This window comes from Mycobacterium sp., assembly GCF_050701675.1.
In the GTDB taxonomy this organism is placed as follows: domain Bacteria; phylum Actinomycetota; class Actinomycetes; order Mycobacteriales; family Mycobacteriaceae; genus Mycobacterium.
The window spans coordinates 1-3,906 of sequence record NZ_JBOGDD010000255.1 but is presented as its reverse complement, the minus strand read 5'-3'; the positions used below and the strand labels follow the sequence as shown (position 1 = coordinate 3,906).

The window sequence follows — 3,906 nt, the reverse complement described above, 5'->3', positions numbered from 1 at the left end:
AGAAATCGGGGATCAGCCAGGTCGGACATGACACGAGCGTGCCACGACGAAGACCGCCGTCAGTCAAATTTGGCAAACACGCGACGCCCCGCGAGATAGGTTGCGCGCACCTCGAGGTCCGCGACGTCCTCGGGCGGCACCGCCCGCGGGTCGGCGGACAGCAGCACGAGATCCGCGTACTTGCCCACCTCCAGCGAGCCGATGACGTCGTCGGAGAACAACTGCCACGCCGCATCCAGCGTCTGCGCCCGGATGGCCTGCTCGACCGTCAGGCGCTGCTCCGGTCCCAGCACCCGGCCGCTCGGGGCGATGCGGGTGGCGGCGACGCTGATGTTGCGCAGCGGTTCCTCTGGCGTCACGGGCGGGTCGTTGTGCAGGGAGATCCGCATCCCGGTGGCCACGGCCGACCCGGTGGGCATCCACCTGGAACCGTGCTCTTCACCGAAGAGTCCGTCCACGACGATGTCGCCCCAGTAGTGGATCTGGTCGACGAAGATGCTGCACGTGACGCCGAGATCGTGGGCACGCTGCAGCTGCGCATCCGAGATGGCGCCGACGTGTTCGAGCCGCAGCCGGTGATCGTCACGCGGATTCGCTTGCAGCGCATGCTCATACACGTCGAGGATGGTGTCGACCCCGTTGTCGCCCTGGACGTGGCACGCCATCTGCCAGCCGAGCGGGAAGTACGCGGCGACGATCTCGGTCAGCTGCTCGCGGGTGTAGTTGGCGTGGCCGCAGGAGCCCGGAGTCACGCCGATGGTGCGGGTGGCCTCGGTGTCCAGGTAGGGGAACGTCAGGTCGATGTTGCCGATCCACGGTGACCCGTCGACCCAGATCTTGATGCCCACCTGCCTGACGACGTCATCCCCGTTGGACGGCGTCTGCGTGGTGGACATCTCAGCCGTCGACATCTCGTAGGTGCGCAGCCGCACCGTCAAGTCGTCCCGCAGCGAGTCGAGGACCGGCCGGAACATCGGGTCGAACGCCATCTCCGAACAGGTGGTCAGCCCGGCCCGGTTCAGTCGCCCGCACTCGGCGAGCAGCATCGCCGGGTAGCCGTTCGGGTCGATCGCGCCACCGATCAGCGGGAACACCGCGCCCGTCTCCTCGGCCGTTCCGTCGAGCTCGCCATCGGCGTCGCGGCCGTACTTCGCACCCTTCGGGTCGGGAGTGTCGCGGTTCAGCCCCAGCTGCCGGGCCACCGCCGAGTTGAAGTACGCCTTGTGTCCCGAGTTGTGGACGATCACCAGCGGGGTGTCGGGCGCCTCGGCGTTCAGCCATGCGAGCGTGGGCTCCGGCAGACCGACCTGCAGCAGCGGGTCCCACCCATTGAGGTACGCACCCGACGCGCCGCGCACCGCGACCTCGTCGTGTATCGCGGCCAGTACGACCTCGGCGCTGCGCATGGTGACCGGGCGGATGTCGACGATGCGGTCGGCCAGCACGATGGCCTCCATGAGCGGGTGCCCGTGCGCCTCGATGAGCCCTGGCATCAGGCAGCCGTCCCCGATTTCGACGATCTCGGTGTCTGGTCCGATCCAACCCTGCACGTCGGCCCGATCGCCGACCGCGACGATGCGCCCGTCGGCCACCGCGAGCGCCCCCGCGGTGGGACGGGCGTCGTCGACCGTCAGCACGGTCCCGAAAAAAGCCAGGTCAGCAGCCATGTCGTCATCCTTGCAGAGACAAGGGAAAATTCGATGAGATTTCCCTTCTCGTCGTGTCGATTTACCGGGGTTGCCATTCGACGTATGAACGAGGGCACGATGGACGCGCCCCTTCCCCCAAGAAGAAGGAGACATCGAAATGCGTTACATGCTGATCATGCGGTCCACCCCGGAAGCGGAGAAGTTCGTCGAGGACAACATCGACTTCAGCGAGATCATCGCCGCGATGGGCCGCTACAACGAGGAACTCATCAAGGCGGGCGTGCTGCTCGCCGGCGAGGGACTGACCGGACCCGAGGAGGGTTTCGTCGTCGACTTCAACTCGGATCCACCCGTGGTGACCGATGGCCCGTACGCGGAGGCAAAGGAGTTGTTCAACGGCTTCTGGATCCTGGACGTGTCCTCTGTCGTCGAGGCCAAGCAGTGGGCGCAGAAGTGCCCGTTGGGGCCCGGCGTGAAGCTCGAGGTGCGCCGCGTGTCCGAGACCGAGGAGTTCGACCAGGACAACGAGTGGATTCAGAAGGAGCTCAAGTGGCGCGAGGAGAACGATCCCCGCTACGCGAAGTGACTTTGGGGATGCGCAGCGGCTCGTTCTGTAACACGTTCTAGTCTGTCCTCTATGAGCGACGAGCTGCTGCGGCATCCGATCCACTCCGGCCATCTGCTGGTGGGCGCGCTGAAGCGTCACAGGGACAAGCCGGTGCTGCATCTCGGCGACACCACGCTGACCGGTGGCCAGCTGGCAGCGAAGATCAGCCAGTACGTGCAGGCCTTCGAGGCACTCGGCGCGGGTTCCGGCGAGACGGCGGGCCTGCTGTCACTCAACCGGCCCGAGGTGCTGATGATCACCAGCGCCGGTCAGATCCAGGGCTACCGCCGACTGGCGCTGCACCCGCTGGGCTCGCTCGACGACCACGCGTACGTGCTCACCGACGCCGAGGTGACGACGCTGATCATCGACCCCAACCCGATGTTCGTCGAGCGGGCGCTCGGGTTGCTCGAGAAGGCCGGCTCCCTCAAGCAGGTCCTCACCATCGGACCGGTCCCGCCCGAGCTCGCGGCGTCAGGGGCGAACGTCGTCGACCTGACGGCCGAGGCGGACAAGTACGAGCCACGCCCCCTGGTCGCCGCCAACCTTGCGCCCGATCACGTCAACGGCCTGTCCTACACCGGCGGCACCACCGGCAAGCCCAAGGGCGTCATGATGACGAGCCAGGCCACCAGCACCATGACGACCATTCAGCTCGCCGAGTGGGAGTGGCCGGACAGCCCGAAGTTCCTGATGCTCACCCCGCTGTCGCACGCCGGGGCCGCCTACTTCCTGCCGACCCTGGTCAAGGGCGGCGAGATGCACGTGATGGCGAAGTTCGATCCGGGCGAGGCGCTGCGCGTCATCGAGGAGGAGCGGATCACCGCGACGTTCGTGGTGCCGGCCATGCTGTACGCCCTGATGGACCATCCGGATTCCAAGACCCGCGACCTCTCGTCGCTGGAGACGGTGTACTACGGCGCGTCGGCGATCAACCCGGTGCGGCTGGCGGAGGCCATCGAGCGGTTCGGCAAGATCTTCGCGCAGAACTACGGGCAATCCGAGGCGCCGATGGCGATCTCGTATCTCGGCAAGAACGACCACGACGAGAAGCGGCTGTCATCGTGCGGACGACCGACGCTGTTCGCCAGGTGCGCGCTGCTGGACGCCGAGGGCAATCCCGTCCCCCAGGGCGAGGTCGGCGAGGTGTGCGTGTCCGGGCCGCTGCTGTCGGGGGGCTACTGGAAGCTGCCGGAGCAGACCGCCGAGACGTTCTCCGGCGGCTGGCTGCACACCGGTGACATGGCCCGCGAGGACTCCGACGGCTTCTGGTTCATCGTCGACCGGGTCAAGGACATGATCGTCACCGGCGGGTTCAACGTCTACCCACGTGAGGTGGAAGACGTTGTCGCAGAACATCCTTCGGTCGCACAGGTGTGCGTCGTCGGCAGCCCCGACGACAAGTGGGGCGAGACGGTGACGGCCGTGGTGGTGCTGCGCGCCGATGCCGATTCGGACGTCGCGGCCATTGCTACCTTGACCGCCGAGATCCAGGCGGCGGTCAAGGACCGCAAGGGGTCGGTGCAGGTGCCCAAGCAGGTGTTCGTCGTCGACGCGCTACCGGTGACCGGTCTCGGCAAGCCGGACAAGAAGGCCGTCCGCGCACGGTTCTGGGAGGGCGCGGGCCGGGCGATCGGCTGACGTCCTTCC

At 66.9% G+C, this 3,906-nt stretch carries 3 protein-coding genes; 2 read left to right on the top strand and 1 reads right to left on the bottom strand.

Features of this window, described 5'->3' with window-relative positions; translation table 11 throughout:
• Positions 1 to 59 precede the first annotated feature (59 nt).
• On the bottom strand, positions 60 to 1,667 hold the full coding sequence (locus ACRDUX_RS07295; RefSeq protein WP_526412428.1) for an amidohydrolase: 1,608 nt from the start codon (positions 1,665 to 1,667) through the stop codon (positions 60 to 62).
• Positions 1,668 to 1,806: 139 nt separating this feature from the next.
• Between ACRDUX_RS07295 and ACRDUX_RS07290 the strand changes: the two genes are divergently transcribed.
• Both ACRDUX_RS07290 and fadD8 read left to right on the top strand, forming a co-directional pair.
• Complete coding sequence (locus tag ACRDUX_RS07290) at positions 1,807 to 2,235, top strand: YciI family protein (RefSeq protein WP_526412426.1); 429 nt, start codon at positions 1,807 to 1,809, stop codon at positions 2,233 to 2,235.
• Between the two features lie 51 nt (positions 2,236 to 2,286).
• The gene (gene fadD8 / locus ACRDUX_RS07285) at positions 2,287 to 3,897 is read left to right on the top strand and encodes a fatty-acid--CoA ligase FadD8 (RefSeq protein ID WP_526412424.1); all 1,611 of its coding nucleotides are present in this window, start codon (positions 2,287 to 2,289) and stop codon (positions 3,895 to 3,897) included.
• The last annotated feature ends 9 nt before the right edge of the window (positions 3,898 to 3,906 follow it).

Coding starts and splice junctions, on each gene's coding strand:
- ACRDUX_RS07295 (WP_526412428.1), bottom strand. CDS start 1,667: ATGGCTGCTGACCTGGCTTTTTTCGGGACCGTGCTGACGGTCGACGAC.
- ACRDUX_RS07290 (WP_526412426.1), top strand. CDS start 1,807: ATGCGTTACATGCTGATCATGCGGTCCACCCCGGAAGCGGAGAAGTTC.
- fadD8 (WP_526412424.1), top strand. CDS start 2,287: ATGAGCGACGAGCTGCTGCGGCATCCGATCCACTCCGGCCATCTGCTG.